A 16,524-nucleotide genomic window follows, 5' to 3' on the forward strand; every position below is an offset into this window, starting at 1 on the left:
TTGGAGGTACTCAGGCGGCCTGATTATCAAATCACGGAGAAAGAATTGCTGGCGGCCTGGGTATTATTCGCCAATCAGTTGCTCAAATATGGCTATGCTATGGCTGATTTATGAGGGGATCCTTCAGCACCAAACTCCTTCAAAATATAGTCACCGCATTTGTGACCATACTTATCGTTAAGCTGCTTAAAATTATCCAAATCCAACACAATAAGTGACACCGTTCCCTGTTTTCTGTGAGCCCTGGCCACCGCGTTTTTCAGGCTTTGGCTGTAATAGTGACGATTTCCAAGACCCGTTAGGGAGTCAAACATCGCCTGCATCGACATTTCTTGGTACTGCATGGCATTCAGCAATGGTTGTAACAAAAGCGGCTCTATTTCTTGCAAGCTGATGCTCTGTGAGGGCGTTAGCGGCGTTAATAGTTGATACTGCAGTGTAACTGGTGTCCCGCCGCAAATGATCTGCCGTTTAAGGCTAATCCCATAACGTTTACCCCAGCTTAATTTATATTGCTCAGATTGTAGTCGAACCCCTTGTATAGGCAGATGTTGTCCCAGCACTTTGCCGTAGCAGGCAAAGACTGTCCGCGGATCTAAACTAGCATGCAGTTGCTGGATAACTTGCACCAGATCCAACGGCGCGGATGTCGGGCTATATGCCTCTGTTTGATAGTTATATTCATCGGGATATAACGTGGTCGCTAAGCCAAAGTCCATTATGATTACCCCAGCAAATGAAATGGCGATAAAAACTGTTACCTTGGTTAAGCAATATGTGTGCCGTTATATTTGCCAATTAAATTTGTCTTTACTTGTCACTCAGTTAAGCTTAAAGCTCATCGTTATAATTTTTAACATGCCAGTAATTTGACAGGAGCTAGTGCGTCTATGGAACATGGTTTCTTGATTCAAATTCTGCTGATGTTAGTCATTGCGATCGTTGCGATTGCGCTACTTAGGCGTATCGGTTTGCCAGCTATTTTGGCGTATTTGTTAACAGGAGTACTCAGTGGGCCGAGTGGCTTTCATTGGTTTACTCAGCAGCAAATGCAGTCTGTCGCCGAGCTTGGGGTGGTACTGTTGATGTTTACCCTAGGGCTCGAGTTTTCGGTACCCCGCTTATGGGCGATGCGCAGAACCGTGTTTGGTTTAGGCAGTGCCCAGGTGCTCGTCACCACTGTCTTGACTATGCTAGTGGCGTTAGCCTGTGGGTTGAATTGGATTGAATCACTCGTTATCGGCGCTGCAATTGCGCTTTCATCTACCGCCATAGTGCTTAAACTGCTCAATGAGCAGGGCTGGCTGAGGCGTCGTCATGGCGAATTATCTGTCAGTGTATTGTTATTTCAGGATTTAGCGGTAGTGCCGCTGCTGATTCTACTGCCATTACTCGGACAGAGTGATGAACCCTTAATGTTAGCCTCTATCGCTTGGGCGTTACTCAAGGGGATTCTCGCCTTCTTTTTCTTAATGGCTTTGGGGAAGTGGGCTTTACCCAGGCTGTTTGATGAGGTGGCAAGGTCGCGCTCAAATGAACTCTTTGTTCTTTCAACATTAGTGGTCGCCTTGGTCACGGGCGCATTTACCCAGTGGTTAGGATTATCGATGGCCTTAGGGGCATTTATGGCGGGGATGCTGCTTGGTGAGAGTCAATATCGTCGTCAGCTCGAGGCGGATATTCGCCCCTTTCGCGATCTATTAATGGGGCTGTTTTTTATTTCTATCGGCATGATGCTGGATTTTGGATTGGTTATTCAGTTTTGGTGGCAAATTCTATTGGTTCTGCTCGCAGTTGTGTTTGGTAAGGCACTTATTATCCATGGATTATTACGTTTAGTGGGCGAGCCCTTTAGGATTGCGATTAGCACGGCTTTAAGCTTGGCGCAGGTGGGGGAATTTAGTTTTGTGGTACTCGCGCTCGCCGTTAGCTATGGGTTACTGAGTAATGAGATCAGTACGATGCTGGTGATGGTGGCGGTATTATCGATGAGTATCGCTCCTTGGTTGGTGCGTCACAGTGTGGATATTGCAAAGTGGTTATTAGGGATCCGCCAGTCAGCGCATGTAGACGATGTGGTTCCTGTGATAAGCGACGACCATGATTTAGTGGTGATTTTGGGGTATGGGCGCGTAGGGCAAACCATTGCGCGTTTTTTAAAGACCGAAGCCGTGCCTTATGTGGTGCTCGATCTTGATCCCACAAGGGTTTCTGAGGCGCGTCGAGCTGGGGAGCCAATTTACTTTGGTGATGTGTGTAAGCGGGCCATTCTCAAACAGATTGGTATTAAGCATGCCAAAATGATAGTGATCACCTTTAGCGAATCCCGCAGTTTAGAAGACGCCTTACCCTTATGCCGGCAACTGGCTCCTGAAGCTAACATTTTGGTCAGAACCCGCGATGACAGCGAGTTAGACTTATTGCAAAAGGCGGGAGCCAATCAAGTCATCCCAGAAACCTTAGAAGGAAGTTTGATGTTAGTTTCGCAGGTTTTGCATCAATGCGGAGTGCCATTAGCGCGGATCCTCAAGCGGTTAGAGTCGGAGCGGCGTAATCATTATCAATTTTTACATGGCTTTTTCTCGGGTACAGAGACGGATTTCACTTTAGAATCTTTGCATGCAGTGCTGCTGCACCGCGGTGCAAATGCCGTTGGTAAGCAAGTGGCGGATATTGATTGGGAATCACTGCGGGTAGAGTTGAGGGCAATACGTCGTAATGGTCAAGAAATTGAGCATCCTGCATCGGATTGGGTATTTCGAGCGGGGGATATTCTCCTCATCGTCGGCAAACCGAGAAGAGTAGAAAATGCAGAAGCGAAATTACTGCAGGGCTAGTTGGTTTAATGAGAACATCAATCAATAGGATAAAACGCACCAATAAAAAATGCCGACACTGAGTCGGCATTTTGTCTGTAAACTTGTTGTTAATTAATCCCTTGCGGGAAGTTAATTACAGAACAACAACGTTCGCAGCTTGAGGACCTTTTTGGCCTTGTTCGACTTCGTAAGAAACCTTTTGACCTTCAGCAAGGGTTTTAAAGCCATCAGATACGATTGCGCGGAAGTGAACGAATGCGTCAGCGCCACCGTTATCAGGGGAAATAAAACCAAAACCTTTGTCTTCGTTAAACCATTTTACTACACCAGTAGTTTTAGACATGAATGTCTCCAAAATTTTCAAAAAAATAATTCGCAACAATGCGTGAAATTAGCCAGAAATAGAATTATTTACATTGATGATAAGTTATGAGTGGAAAGCTTCATGACAGCAAACAAATACCGGGTGCAGCGAAGGTTTTCAAATACATAATATTGCTTATAAATAGGTCTGACTCACAGGCCAGGACGCAGAATAGCATACTCCCACTTTTTGTATAGCTTTATTTTTAACTAGGGCATATCTATTAGGGGTTTTTAGTTCGAATATTTGATGGGGATAATTTTTTATTGTTTTTATTCATATGGATAGTGTTTGATTGTGTCACTGAAGCCAGATTGAAATAATTATTCCTGTAAGTTTACTCGCACTATAAAAAGTGGTGCTAAACCTTTAGAAGGTGACTTATTTATTTGTCACTTTTCGTTACGTTATTAAATTGTTGCTTATTTGTGGTGGTGGTATTGTTTTCCGTATTGGGAAGTTTTCCCATCGAACTTTGACAATAATGACCTGTGGAGCATCAATATTGAAAACAGTATTAAAACGCATTGGGCTTGGCATTTTAGCCCTAGTGCTATTGTTGATGGCAGTTGCCGCCCATGAATGGTTTGCCAAAAAGCCATTTTTCTTTCGCGCATTTTTAGATAGAAGCGTCGTAAAAATGGCCTTTGAAAGTCCTGAGACGTTAACATCCTTAGGATTTTTAGAATCTGTTGGGATTACGGGGCATAACGCCCTGCTCGACGATGATAGCCCTGAAGCCATGGACAAAACCTTTACTCAAGTCCGTGCGTTAAGGGACACATTACTGAGTTACCAAGACGCTGATCTCGATGATAATCAGCGTATTTCGAAGGATATTGCATTGTATCTGGCGGATTTTGCCCTCGCGGCCGAACCCTATCGCTATCATAACTATCCGGTGAATCAGTTGTTTGGTGTGCAAAATGGTTACCCAAGCTTTATGCAGGCGCAGCATCAAATCCATTCGGTTGATGATGCTGAAAATTACCTCTCGCGCTTAATTGCGGTGAAGACTAAGTTTGGACAAACCTTAGAAGGGCTCAAACTTCGAGAAGCTAAGGGCATTATTCCGCCTAAGTTTGTGATTGAGCGGGTGCTTACTGAAATGAATGACTTTATCAGTGCGCCAGTTGAAGACAATATTCTCTACAGCTCCTTTAAAACCAAATTAGCAGAAACTCAGATTAGCAGCGATGAACAGGCGCGTTTGCTTGCCACCGCAAAAACCAATATTGAAGCTTACGTACAGCCAGCGTATCGACTCTTCATTGATTATTTTACTGAGTTACAGACTAAAGCAGGCACGGATGATGGTTATTGGGCTTTGCCTAATGGGAATGTCGCCTATGAACAGCTGTTGAAGTTCTTTACTACGACAAATTACACCGCCGATGAGATCCATGCTAAAGGATTGGCCGAGGTGAGCCGTATCCAAGGTGAAATCATGACCATCTTGTCAGCACAAGGGTACGATACAAGCCAAGGATTTTCGGTAGCGATTGAGGCCTTGGCCGCCGATCCTAAATTTTACTATGAAGACACCGATGCTGGCAGAGCGCAGATCCTAGTGGATTATCAAAAAATCCTCGACGAGATCAATGCCGGACTCGACAACGCATTTCGTATCCGTCCAAAGGCGGGAATGGAAGTAGTGCGTATTCCTGAATTTAAAGAGAAAACGGCTCCTGGCGCTTATTATCAGCAACCAGCGATTGACGGCAGTCGCCCAGGACGTTTTTATGCCAACCTCTTTGATATCAAAGCAACACCTAAATACGGCATGCGTACCTTAGCCTACCATGAGGGGATCCCCGGACATCATTTTCAGGTTGCAGTTGCAATGGAACTTGAAGGGCAACCACTTATTCGTAAGATGGCACCTTTTACCGCTTATATTGAAGGCTGGGCACTTTATAGTGAGCGTTTAGCTTGGGAACTCGGTTTCCAACAAGATCCCTTCGATAATATTGGTCGCTTGCAGGCGGAGTTGTTTAGAGCTGTGCGCCTTGTTGTTGATACAGGTATTCACCATAGTCGTTGGACGCGGGAACAAGCCATTGACTATATGAAGAAAAATACTGGAATGTCAGATCGCGATGTGACCGCTGAAATTGAGCGTTATATTGTGATGCCCGGCCAAGCGACAGCCTATAAGGTGGGGATGATGAAGATCCTCGAACTGCGGGAAAAGGCGAAACAAGCTCTTGGGGACAAATTTGATTTGCGCGATTTTCACGATGTGCTGCTTAAAAATGGCGCTGTTCCCTTAGATATTTTAGAAAAATTGGTTGACCGTTATATTGCTGATAAGCGTCGTCAAGCCTAAGTTGAGGTTACTTTAGTTGGCACATCCCCGCAGGAATGGTCTGCGGGGATATATCCCGCTCACGTAAGTGATTCGTCTTCTGGCTTTCCCCATCCGGTTTCAATACAATTCCCCCTTACACGTTGATAAATGCCTTTGACAATCGTGGTTTATTGTCCGTAAAGGTATTTTTGAGTTTCAAGGTTTTGCTGATGAATCGCTTCCCCCCCCAAGAGCCCATTCAATTGACTCAAACGGCAATTGAGTCTTTATTCACGCCGCCGACCTTGATGCGTGCCCGTGATTATGTAATGCAGGGGAAGGTGTTAAGCGCAAAAGCCAATGCCGATTTTCGCCATATTGAAGGCTCGGTAGCGGGCAGTGAAACCTCGCCCTATCGTCAGGATATACGTTTAGTCAGCGTCAATCATAAGCTCATCATGAACGGTTTTTGCTCCTGTCCCGCCACGGGACATTGCAAGCATATGGCTGCGGTACTGTATAGCTTGCTCACCGATAAAACGGTTGAGGATCAACGCATCGCCCAATGGTTACATCTACTCGATGATGCCGATGATCCTCGTTTGAATGATGTTGAGTCCCTCTACGATGATCGGGTGCTGTATATCCTCTCAAAGGACGATAATGGGGTGTTTATCGAGCTTAGGCGCGGCAAGCTTGGCAAGAAGGGCGGTTATAACAAGGGTTCCAAAATTGCACTCTCGGATGTGCAATATTATATGCCTGCATGGATTGGTGCCGAGGATGTGCTGATCATCAATCTGATAATGTCTACGAGGCGCCATGGTGCATCGCGGCTCTATCTTAAGGCGCAGTTAGGTGCGGTTGCGCTTGAGAAAATGCTCGCGACCGAACGTTGTTTTTGGGAGGAAAGTCGCCTCGCATTGACCGCGGGCGATGCCATTACGCCACAGTTTATTTGGCAAGATATTGATAGTGAACACAAGCAAATGCGCCTTGTTTTGCCCAAGCGAGATAATTGGGAGCTTGTGCCAACCGAGCCTGCGTATTATATCGAACTCGATTACTTTCAAATTGGTCTTATCGACACCGATATCAGTATTGAAAAATTGCGCCTACTCAGCCAAATGCCACCCGTGCCTCGCACGCAGGTTGAGGTGGTGAGTCATAAACTGATTAAACATTTTTCAGCGCGCACAGTGCCGCTACCAAGTGCCATCAATTTTGTCGAACTACGGGATAAACTTCGGGTTCGGTTGAGCCTGAATATGCTTTCGGCGGCATCGACTCAGGCCAATGCTACTCTACCTAATACGACCCAACTCAAGACAACAATGTCACATATTCAAGCTGTTGATATCAATCAGCCCTATGTGACCTTGGCATTTATCTATGGTGATGTCGTTTTGAGTGGTAATGCAGCTAAAGAAGCCTTAACCCTTGTGACCCAAGGCGGAACGACCTATCAAATTAACCGTGCGTTGGACGAAGAACAAGCGGTGGTTGAGGTTCTGCAAACGCTTGGATTTACTCGTTTTGTATTTGATCTTAGCAGTTTAGCCTGCCACTGGCGCTTAGGTGTGTTGCCCGAGGCGATTCGGGAGTGGCTGCACTTTATCGATGAAGAAGTCCCAAGATTACAAGCCCAAGGTGTTGAGGTGTTATTGGCGCCCGAGTTTAGCCTTAAGGTAGTCGACGCGCCGTTAACCGTTGAGCTGGATGACAGTAAAGAGGGCTGGTTTTCCCTGTCTTTGCATGCGGATATCAATGGGCAGCGGTTACCCATGTTGCCGCTGGTGGCCACTTGGCTTAAGCAACATGGTGAGCCCGCCGATGATGCAGAGCTATTGCTACCAAGCCCAAATGGTGAGTGGCTTAAAATTAAAGCCAGTGTTATCAAACCCTTGATGAGCATTATTTTAGAGCTGTTTGAACAGCACCGCGGCAACAGTATCGCCTTACCTAAATATCGGGCACATTTACTCAATGAGTTAGCCCAGAGTGATATCAGCTTGCTCAATGGTGAGCGGGTGCGCCAACTTGCTGCCAAATTAGAACAATTTACTGGTGTTGTTGCGGTTACTGCGCCAACCCAATTACAGGCAGAACTGCGTCCCTATCAGCAACAGGGCTTAAATTGGTTATGTTTTTTAAAGGAATATCAGCTAGGTGGCATTTTAGCGGACGATATGGGATTGGGTAAAACCATTCAAACTTTGGCATTCCTGTTGAAGCAAAAACAGCTTAAGTCCGCGGCTGGCCCTCATCTACCCAGTTTAATTATCTGCCCCACCAGTTTGGTCGGGAACTGGGCAAAGGAGGCGGCAAAATTTGCGCCTTCGTTAACACTGGCGGTGATCCATGGCGCACAGCGCGGGCCGCTTTTGGCACGGTTAAGTGAGTTTGATGTGGTTGTTACTACCTATCCGTTAATGGTGAGGGATAACGATTTTTACCAGGCACAACCTTTTGAGCACATAGTGCTTGATGAAGCACAGCAGATTAAAAATGCTCAAGCTAAAGTCAGTCAGATCATTAAAGCACTGCAGGCGCCATTTAAACTCTGCCTTACGGGGACGCCCCTTGAAAATCATTTAGGTGAACTCAAATCCTTAATGGATTTTTGTTTGCCAGGACTCCTTGGGACAACGGCTTATTTTAATAAGGCATTTCGTTATCGGATTGAGCGTTACGGCGATAGCGAGCAGGCAAAAGTGTTGAGTCAACGCATTGCGCCCTTTGTGCTCAGACGAACTAAGGCGGAGGTAGTGACTGAGCTTCCGCCTAAAACCGAAATTTATCAAAGCCTTGAGCTTGAGAAAGATCAACGCAATCTGTACGAGAGTATTCGCTTAAGTATGGAGAAAAAAATTCGAGAATTGTTTGCAAGCCAAGGCGTGGCGGGCAGCCATATCGAGTTTTTAGATGCCTTGCTCAAATTGCGCCAAGCCTGCTGCGATCCGCGATTAGTAAAACTCGAACAGGCACAAAAAGTTAAAAATAACGCCAAGCTTAACTGGCTTAGCCAAAACTTGCCGGAAATGGTGCAGGAAGGACGCAAAATTTTAATCTTCAGCCAATTTACTAGCATGCTGATTTTGATTGAAGAATTGCTGCAATCCTTAGAGATCAACTACAGCAAACTGACTGGGCAAACTCGGCTGCGTCAGGGGCAGATTGATCAATTCCAAGAAGGCGATACGCCAGTGTTTTTAATTAGTTTAAAGGCGGGCGGAACCGGGCTTAATTTGACTGCTGCCGATACGGTTATTCATTACGATCCTTGGTGGAATCCTGCGGCCGAAAGGCAAGCTACTGACAGAGCACACCGTATTGGCCAAGAAAATCCGGTGTTTGTCTACAAGCTTATCGCCGAGGGGACGGTCGAAGAAAAAATCCAAGAGATGCAGCAGCATAAACAAGGTTTAGCCGATAGTATTCTTGAAGGTAAGGGCAGTGGCGCATGGCAAGGTAGCGCCGATGAACTGCTCTCTTTATTCCACTAAGGCATTGTTGCATATCACTGCCTGTGGTTGTTGACTTGGCGACTCTTGTACAAGCAGAGCGGTAACAGATTGATGTTTAAAAATTCTTTTTAAAATGCGAGTTAAAAGACAGAGGTGACCCATGCAGTACCCAGTCGATACCCATACCCATACCGTGGCATCCTCCCATGCCTATAGCACTATCCATGATTATCTTGCGGTGGCAAAACAAAAGGGGCTCCGCCTGTTTGCGACGACAGATCATGGCCCGGCCATGGCGGATGCGCCGCATTTTTGGCATTTTGTGAATTTACGGGTATTGCCGCGCATGGTCGATGGCGTCGGCATTTTACGCGGCATTGAAGCCAATATTAAAAATCGCGACGGTGAAATCGATTACTTTGGCGATTATCTGTCGCAGCTCGATATCGTCTTGGCGGGATTCCATGAACCCGTGTTTGCGCCCTCGGATAAGGCCACCCATACCGAGGCGATGATTAATACGATTAAAAGTGGCAAGGTCGATATTATTACTCACCCAGGAAACCCCGCATATCCCATTGATATTGAAGCAGTCGTCACTGCCGCAGCTGAATATGGTGTAGCACTTGAAATCAATAATTCCTCCTTTGAAGTGTCTCGCAAGGGCAGTGAAGCCAACTGCACCGCGATCGCTAAGGCGGCTAAAGCGTTAGGTGCAACCTTAGTCATGGGGTCTGATTCCCATGTGGCATTTAGCCTTGGTGGATTTGATCGCGCCTTAAGCATTATCGATGCGGTTGATTATCCAAAGGATAAGCTGCTTAATCGCTCGCCCATGGCGCTGTTAGACTTTTTGACTCTGCGTGGGCATAAAACTGTTGCTGATTTTATACCGCACTTTCGCGATGAAGCAATTTGAGGCGCTTGAGTCAATCAATGCAGGATGTCACTCCCGCGCGACCAACAGTGCTCTTAACTGGCGCGCACAGCCAGCTGGCGAAAGCATTAATCCGAACGCATCTTAATGGTGGATTAGCATTGAATCTCCATCCGCTTACGCATGCTGCGTTAGATATCAGCGATAAATACCGCGTGGCTGAGGTGTTTGCGCAGGTGAAACCCGACTGGGTGATTAACTGCGCGGCCTATAATGCGGTCGATAAGGCTGAGACGGCGGTGGATGAGGCTTATCGCGTCAATAGCCTAGGTCCAGAATTATTGGCAACAGAATGTGCGCTCATTGGCGCGCGGTTAGTACATATTTCCAGTGATTATGTGTTTAGCGGCCTGCTTGCGGGTGTTGAGGCCAATGCCTTAAGTGAAGCGGTGACACCTTCGCCATTATCCATTTATGGCAAGAGTAAGCTTGCCGGAGAGCAAGCGGTGCTGCGTATCTTGGGTGAGCGCGCGATTGTTATCCGTACCGCATGGCTTTACGGTGTCGATGGGCATAATTTTGTGAAAACCATGCTGAGGTTGATGGCCGCCACGCCTGATGCTCAGCCGCTCTTTGTGATTGACGATCAAATCGGATCTCCTACGTGGGTCGATGCCCTCGCGTCGCTTATCTGGCAACTGATGCTAACGGGTGAGGCGGGGCTATTTCATTATTCAGGACAGGGGCAATGCAGTTGGTATGAATTTGCTGTTGAAATTCAGCAGCAAGCGTTGGCTCTGAAGTTATTAAAGAAAGCCGTGCCCATCATTGCCATTGATAGCCTCAGCTATGCCGCTAAAGCGCTCGAGAAAGGCAATGTGCTGGCACAAAGGCCGACTTACAGCGCGCTTAATAGCGATAAACTGCGACAGACGCTGGATAAGCACCATCTTGCCGCTATGCAATGTCCTGAAGTTTGGCAGGATTGGCGAGTGCAACTTAACTGCATGCTTAACACCCTTATAACACAAGGTGCAAAACCCTAAACAGACGCCGTTTTTTGTTACTCACAGGCAAGCGGATTGCCTTTGCCAGTATTCCAATCCTATGTGGTTTGTTTTCAAGGCGGTGAATACGAATGCAGCCTAGGGAATGACTCTTTTCAGCGTATCTTGCTTGGCTTAGACTCGACTTATTTAAAATTAAAGCCTGTTGCTTAGGACTTGAGCTTTGGTGTTTAAGCCCGCTTAGTCAATTTTGCTTGATGTATGACGAATTTGTTCTTAATTCTCAATGGCTGCCAATGGCATAATGCCGCAAAGCTGATTGAATAAAGGACGACTAAGTGACCGATAACACCATGATTGTGCTGCATTTTTCTAAAGCGGACTTGTTGCGGCTAGTGAATATAGCCCATGCGGCAGGTGATGCCATTATGGCGATTTACGCCCAAGAGCATATTGCTGTTACACAAAAGAGTGATGAGAGTCCTGTCACTGCTGCCGATCTTGCAGCCCATAGGGTGATTGTCACTCAATTAGCTGAGCAATTTGCGGGCATTGCTGTGATGTCAGAAGAAGCCGCCGATATTCCTTGGGATGAACGTGAGCAATGGCAGACCTACTGGCTTATCGATCCTTTAGATGGCACGAAGGAATTTATTAAGCGAAATGGTGAGTTTACCGTCAATATTGCGCTTATCCATCAAGGCGAAGCTATTGTAGGTGTGGTTTATGCTCCAGTGTTGAACACGACTTATTATGGGGCGAAACACTTAGGTGCCTGGCGACAGGATAGACAGCAAGAACAGCCGCTTCAGGGTTGTAAGATACCAAGACAGGTGCCGATAGTGGTGGGCAGTCGTTCGCACTTAAGCCCAGATGTGGCTGATTATTTGAACAATATTGGTCAACATGAAATGCTAAGCGTGGGAAGCTCGCTGAAGTTTTGTATGTTGGCAGAAGGTAAGGCCGATCTCTATCCAAGATTGGGGCCTACCAGCGAATGGGACACCGCGGCAGCGCAGGCGGTACTTGAAAGCGCAGGCGGAAAAGTCGTGTGTTATGACTCAGGTTTACCCTTAACCTACAATCAAAAACCTGACATATTAAACCCTTATTTTATTGCCACAGCGCCTGGCTGGGCAAAATAACGAGCAATCACAAGTGAGTCTGCGCGGACTCCTTGGCAGAACAATAGCGGAGAAGCTTATTCATGATACGCATGGGCATCGATTTAGGCGGCACAAAAATAGAACTCGTCGCCTTAAATGACGAAGGAAATGAGGTTTTTCGTAAGCGTATCAATACCCCTCGGGATTATCAGGGCACGCTTAACGCGATCGTCGATTTAGTTAATGAGGCTGAAGCGACCTTAGGTGAAAAAGGCTCTGTTGGCGTGGGGATCCCTGGTGTGATTTCTCCCTATTCAGGATTAGTCAAAAATGCCAACTCGACTTGGATAAACGGTCATCCCTTGGATGTGCATTTAGGGGAGCTGCTCGGCCGTGAAGTGCGGGTTGCTAACGATGCCAACTGTTTTGCGGTATCTGAAGCCGTCGATGGTGCTGCTGCGGGTAAATCTGTGGTGTTTGGGGTGATCATTGGCACGGGCTGCGGCGCGGGTGTGGCCATTAACGGTAAAGTGCATGCGGGTGGTAATGGCATTGGTGGCGAATGGGGCCATAATCCGCTGCCGTGGATGACCAAGGAGGAGTTTAATACTACCCGTTGTTTTTGCGGTAATCCTGATTGTATCGAAACCTTTATTTCAGGCACTGGCTTTGTTCGTGATTACAATGAGGCGCTCAGTCGCGCAGCAAGCGTCCAACGTGTGCCCGCTAAATCTGGTTCAGAGATCATGAGCTTAGTCGACGAGGGGGATGAGATAGCGATATCGGCCTTTGACCGCTATATGGATAGACTCGCGCGCTCACTGGCTCATGTGATTAATCTACTTGATCCTGATGCGATTGTGTTAGGTGGCGGCATGTCGAATGTTGAGGCTATTTACCCAAGATTACCTGCATTATTAAGCCATTATGTTGTAGGGCGCGAATGCCGAACACCGGTTGTACAGAATCTTTATGGTTGTTCTTCGGGCGTGCGCGGCGCCGCTTGGTTATGGGAAAAATAACCCAGTAATCTTAAGTTTTCACTCGTGACAACGCATCGCCTCGGCGATGCGTTTTGCTTTCTTTTGATGTTATGATTGCGCTCCTTTGGATTATTGGGCGCTAGCGCATGTTTTGGATTAAGAAAGTTGTCTCTCAGGTAATTATGCCTGTTCCATTTATCCTGTTGTTATTGCTGCTATCTTTGTTTATTTGGCGCAAACCGCGGTTAGCAAAATGGGCGATTGCCAGTGCTTTTACCCTTCTATTGTTATTAAGCAGTCAATTTAGTGTCGATTATCTCGTGAAACCGCTTGAGACCCAATATCCCATTAATACCACTCCCATTGCGGATACCTGTGTGGTGATGGTGCTGGGTTCTGCTCACTCGGATATTGAAGGTGCTACGGCGGTACAGTCCTTATCGGCTGTGGCATTGGCAAGATTAACGGAAGGGCTTCGGCAGCTTAAGTTAGGTCAAGATTGTAGTTTAGTCGTTAGTGGTTGGGGCGGCGAGCTAACCCAACATCCCCACGCTGAAGTGATGGCTAAGGCAGCGGTTGAACTTGGCATCGATGCGTCACGTATTATTGAATTTCCGCTCGCGCGCGACACCCTTGAAGAAGCGCACTATTTTAAAGAGCGCTTTGGCAATCAGCCTGTGCGATTAGTCACCTCGGCCTCCCATATGCCACGGGCGATGGCCATTTTTAGTGGTAAAGGATTAACCGCAAGTGCGGCGCCGACGGATTTTAGGGCCAGAGACGATTTTTATTGGCGTTTTACTGCGGATAACTTACTCGCCTCGCAACGTGCGCTACATGAATACATTGGCCGTTTATGGCTTTGGGTAAAACAGGAATAAAAATATGGCCTTAGAGTCTGATATTGTCTCGGTTCGTCCACTCTCTAAACGTAATGGTTTGACTTTAACTATTGTAGGTGCCTGTGCCTTTGTGTTGGGCTTTGGCTTGTTTGTGATACTACCTGAGCTATTTGCAGTGGGCTTAGTGTTTTTCAGCTTGGGTGCGATCGCATTGATATTGGGCCTTGCAAAGGTTTTCGAGCCTGACACAACATTGACTATGGATGAGCAGGGGCTGACTTATTTTCATCGCCGCGGCAAGGTGTCGATAAACTGGGATAATATTCAGCGGGTTGACATTCCAAGGGTGACTCAGGGTGTTGATACTATTGAGCTTTCCTATATTGGTATTAAGCTAAAGCAGTTAAATCCGATACTCGATAATATTTCATTGCGCCTTGCGGCGGGATTATTGACTGAGCAGCGACCATTACTTGTTACCGCCGCATCACAGCAAGAAGATTTAGCGACCTTAGAAACTTATCTTGGTGCTGAATTTAGCCCTTTGGTGGTTGATGGTGACAGATACCGCGGCGTATTGGCGATGTTTGGACATCGCTGCGTGATGCTCAACACTCACCTTGGCTATCATCTTTATATTCCCCATGACAGTTTAGATCGTGAGCCGCGGGAATTTATTAAACTGTTAAGGCAGCGCATCGCGCAGAGTTCGACGCAAATCGATGCTACAACAAATTAACACTACTGATAAAAAAGGGGCCCCGATGGGGCCCCAATAAGTTGCAGAGAGGAAGTTTGGGTTGTGCAGGGGGCAACCCAAAGGTACTAGTACTAGTGTGCTACCTCTGCGTGTACCTTATCTATGCCATAAGTTTTACCTTCAGCATGGCAGGTCGCGCATGATTCTACTGGTAGGTTAGGATCAGTCACTGCATCCGCTTCTACAATCGCACCGTTACTTCTAAAGTGAGCTACTGCTGCTGCATCTGAGTGAGCGTGACAGCTGCGGCATGATTCAGCTACTGGGCTAATATAGTAGCTACCCACTTTGATAGAGCGTTTTTCAGAAGTCAAACCACCGTCAGTTGCAAACAGTTTAGCGCCGTCTTTATGACATGCAGAACATGCTGTTTCTGGTGATGGGTAACCGAGCAATTCACCTTTATCGTCACGGAAGATGCCTGTGATAGAGTCAAAGTTACCACTGTGGAAACGGTGGGCAACGGTGAATAGGTCTTTGTTGTTGAAGGTGACGTCTGGATTCACTACTTTGCTTCCATCAGCGCCTTTGTAAACAACCGTTTTGTGACCTGAAGCACCCGTTGTATCGTTATGACAGTTCATACATTGAGTGAAGGTGTAAGTACCGTGTCTTGTTCCTTTAACATAGTCTAAGGTACCGTGACAGGCATTACATTTGGCTTCTTCAACAGTGATACGAGTTGGGTCAGACATACGAGCAGTGCTGACTGCGCTACCATCTAAGCTGAAGAATTTAACAGGAGAGCTGTTGCCAATAGGGTTAGTTGGCCCAAATTCAAGTCCTGTTGCATTACAGCTTGCTACTGCACCAGCCTTGATACAAACGTTAGCTTCTGAACTGACATACATAGTTCCAACTGCTTGTGCATCTGGAATATCTTTAACAAAAGTCAATACACCACCAGAAAGCGTACCACTTGCAAGGTTTAAGCTGATAGCTGTTGGTTTAACATCTCGCCACGCATAAACAGTACCATCGGTAGCAACATTACCCAGCAATAAACCGTTAGCAACTAACTTTCCTGTTGGATTAGTGGTCGCATTATAGGTTGCAAGGCTTGTTCCATCGGCAATGGGTGTACCATTGATGGTCACATTAGCCTTGATGGTTAATGTTTTCATACCTAGGGTGGCTGACGGTACAACTGCTGCACTTGTAAAGTCCACTTTAAATAAGTTGGCGTATTCAGCGCGTTTACCAACACTATGAACAGCTTCTGGTGTTAGGCTACCACTACCGTGACAAGATTTACATTGAGTGTCGTCGGCTTGAGCTAAACCAAATTCTGAGTGGTTTTCACCAGTTGCGAAGTTGACATTGATATGGCAACCCACGCAAGCCTTAGCGTAGATATTGGTGTTATAACTTGGTGCACCATCGTGACAGGATTTACATTCTTTCAAGTCAGATGGGAAACCAATTTCACCAAAGTATTCTTTGGCTTCACCAGACAGATACGCTGCATTATGTTCACCGGCATGGATACGGTGGATCATTGGAGCAAAATCAAAGACCCAACCTTCCGCAAGTTGTGCATCGCTGGGTACTAGATCTGGGTTATGGCAAGTTACGCAGTTTTTAACGTCTTGATAATTATGGTGAGCTTCGATCTTAGCGATATGGCCATCAGTTTCACCGTGACAGTTTTTACATGCTGCACTCGATACTGTGTCTTTGCCTGATGCGGCTAACTCGTCGGTCGCTGGGATAAAATCAACAGGTACTGAAAGTACTTTATCTGCTAAGGCAACGCCTTGGCTATTGGCGATATTGTATGCGCGTAAAAATACTCTGTGCTGAAGAATCCCCTGATGATTTACAAATAAATCATCAAATTAGGGTGGAAGCGCATCTTGTTGCATGATCAAATGGTTTCGCCAAAAACTACACTTGGACAACAAGATGCGCGAAGCCAATATCCTACAACATTCTTTACACCAATACTGCCCAGAACTTCACCTAAAACGATTAAACAGCTTGATGCTGGCCTCTAAGGCACTGATTGA

The 16,524-nt window shown here is 46.5% G+C and carries 10 protein-coding genes and 2 pseudogenes; 9 read left to right on the forward strand and 3 right to left on the reverse strand.

Annotated features, from left to right (window positions below):
• Positions 1-128: 128 nt before the first annotated feature.
• Positions 129-719 (reverse strand): annotated as a pseudogene (locus AEA42_RS00535) (GGDEF domain-containing protein); the annotation flags it as partial.
• A 171-nt stretch (positions 720-890) separates the two neighbouring features.
• On the opposite strand from AEA42_RS00535, the gene AEA42_RS00540 reads away from it, so the two are divergent.
• Positions 891-2,837, forward strand: a complete 1,947-nt coding sequence (locus tag AEA42_RS00540; protein WP_055646667.1) for a monovalent cation:proton antiporter family protein — start codon at positions 891-893, stop codon at positions 2,835-2,837.
• A gap of 115 nt (positions 2,838-2,952) precedes the next feature.
• Here the strand turns inward: AEA42_RS00540 and AEA42_RS00545 are convergent, their stop codons facing one another.
• The gene (locus AEA42_RS00545) at positions 2,953-3,162 is read right to left on the reverse strand and encodes a cold-shock protein (protein ID WP_011071803.1); all 210 of its coding nucleotides are present in this window, start codon (positions 3,160-3,162) and stop codon (positions 2,953-2,955) included.
• Between the two features lie 526 nt (positions 3,163-3,688).
• Here AEA42_RS00545 and AEA42_RS00550 point away from each other — a divergent pair.
• The 8 genes from AEA42_RS00550 (at position 3,689) to AEA42_RS00585 (ending at position 14,494) form a co-directional block, all read left to right on the forward strand.
• On the forward strand, positions 3,689-5,512 hold the full coding sequence (locus tag AEA42_RS00550) for a DUF885 domain-containing protein (protein WP_055646668.1): 1,824 nt from the start codon (positions 3,689-3,691) through the stop codon (positions 5,510-5,512).
• Between the two features lie 191 nt (positions 5,513-5,703).
• Positions 5,704-8,979, forward strand: coding sequence for an SNF2-related protein (locus AEA42_RS00555; RefSeq protein ID WP_055646669.1), 3,276 nt, complete (start codon positions 5,704-5,706; stop codon positions 8,977-8,979).
• 121 nt (positions 8,980-9,100) lie between these two features.
• A complete protein-coding gene (locus AEA42_RS00560; protein WP_055646670.1) occupies positions 9,101-9,859 on the forward strand; it encodes a phosphatase in 759 nt (252 codons plus the stop codon).
• 17 nt (positions 9,860-9,876) lie between these two features.
• Positions 9,877-10,863 (forward strand): dTDP-4-dehydrorhamnose reductase, encoded by a 987-nt coding sequence (gene rfbD, locus AEA42_RS00565; RefSeq protein ID WP_055646671.1) that lies wholly within the window; start codon positions 9,877-9,879, stop codon positions 10,861-10,863.
• A gap of 314 nt (positions 10,864-11,177) precedes the next feature.
• A complete protein-coding gene (gene cysQ, locus AEA42_RS00570; protein ID WP_197278409.1) occupies positions 11,178-11,969 on the forward strand; it encodes a 3'(2'),5'-bisphosphate nucleotidase CysQ in 792 nt (263 codons plus the stop codon).
• Positions 11,970-12,031: 62 nt separating this feature from the next.
• Entirely contained in the window at positions 12,032-12,952 is a 921-nt protein-coding gene (mak, locus tag AEA42_RS00575; protein ID WP_055646673.1) for a fructokinase, read from the forward strand.
• Positions 12,953-13,059: 107 nt separating this feature from the next.
• Positions 13,060-13,794: a YdcF family protein gene (locus AEA42_RS00580; RefSeq protein WP_139122640.1), complete on the forward strand. Its 735-nt coding sequence runs from the start codon at positions 13,060-13,062 to the stop codon at positions 13,792-13,794.
• A 4-nt stretch (positions 13,795-13,798) separates the two neighbouring features.
• Complete coding sequence (locus AEA42_RS00585) at positions 13,799-14,494, forward strand: DUF2982 domain-containing protein (protein WP_037416799.1); 696 nt, start codon at positions 13,799-13,801, stop codon at positions 14,492-14,494.
• A gap of 92 nt (positions 14,495-14,586) precedes the next feature.
• On the opposite strand, the pseudogene AEA42_RS00590 reads toward AEA42_RS00585, so the two are convergent.
• Positions 14,587-16,314: pseudogene (locus tag AEA42_RS00590) on the reverse strand (OmcA/MtrC family decaheme c-type cytochrome); the annotation flags it as partial.
• Between the last annotated feature and the right edge of the window lie 210 nt (positions 16,315-16,524).

It is taken from the genome of Shewanella sp. Sh95 (genome assembly GCF_001308045.1).
Lineage (GTDB): Bacteria > Pseudomonadota > Gammaproteobacteria > Enterobacterales > Shewanellaceae > Shewanella > Shewanella xiamenensis.

Coding starts and splice junctions, on each gene's coding strand:
- AEA42_RS00540 (WP_055646667.1), top strand. CDS start 891: ATGGAACATGGTTTCTTGATTCAAATTCTGCTGATGTTAGTCATTGCG.
- AEA42_RS00560 (WP_055646670.1), top strand. CDS start 9,101: ATGCAGTACCCAGTCGATACCCATACCCATACCGTGGCATCCTCCCAT.
- AEA42_RS00545 (WP_011071803.1), bottom strand. CDS start 3,162: ATGTCTAAAACTACTGGTGTAGTAAAATGGTTTAACGAAGACAAAGGT.
- AEA42_RS00555 (WP_055646669.1), top strand. CDS start 5,704: ATGAATCGCTTCCCCCCCCAAGAGCCCATTCAATTGACTCAAACGGCA.
- cysQ (WP_197278409.1), top strand. CDS start 11,178: ATGATTGTGCTGCATTTTTCTAAAGCGGACTTGTTGCGGCTAGTGAAT.
- AEA42_RS00585 (WP_037416799.1), top strand. CDS start 13,799: ATGGCCTTAGAGTCTGATATTGTCTCGGTTCGTCCACTCTCTAAACGT.
- mak (WP_055646673.1), top strand. CDS start 12,032: ATGATACGCATGGGCATCGATTTAGGCGGCACAAAAATAGAACTCGTC.
- AEA42_RS00580 (WP_139122640.1), top strand. CDS start 13,060: ATGTTTTGGATTAAGAAAGTTGTCTCTCAGGTAATTATGCCTGTTCCA.
- rfbD (WP_055646671.1), top strand. CDS start 9,877: ATGCAGGATGTCACTCCCGCGCGACCAACAGTGCTCTTAACTGGCGCG.